This is a genomic window from Curtobacterium sp. C2H10 (assembly GCF_025407985.1).
Taxonomy (GTDB): domain Bacteria; phylum Actinomycetota; class Actinomycetes; order Actinomycetales; family Microbacteriaceae; genus Curtobacterium.
In genome coordinates this window covers 1-248 of sequence record NZ_JABXGF010000225.1, presented here as the reverse complement: position 1 = coordinate 248, position 248 = coordinate 1, and the positions used below count along the sequence as shown (strand labels likewise).

Annotated in this window: 1 protein-coding gene; it reads left to right on the top strand. The window is 50.0% G+C overall.

Annotated elements, in window-relative coordinates; genetic code table 11:
• Window positions 1-248 (top strand): ethanolamine utilization protein EutH (eutH, locus tag HWD93_RS18730; protein WP_261647635.1); only part of this gene is annotated, 248 nt, incomplete at both ends.

The following is a 248-nucleotide window of genomic DNA, read 5'->3' as shown; positions in this document are numbered from 1 at the left end:
TTGCCGATGAGAAAAGCCTGTACCGCGCTATCGAAATAGCGGGATATATTGGCATTATGCTGGCAGGGACCTTCCCGATCTGCTTTCTTTTCCAAAAGTATTGCCAGGGATTTATGCGCTATATCGGCAAAAAGCTTTCCCTGACCGAGACCGGCGCGCTGGGACTGGTGATGGTGCTGGCTAATATCATCGCGGTGTACCATTTATTTCGTAATATGCGCGCCAGAGACAAAGTGCTGTGTATCGCC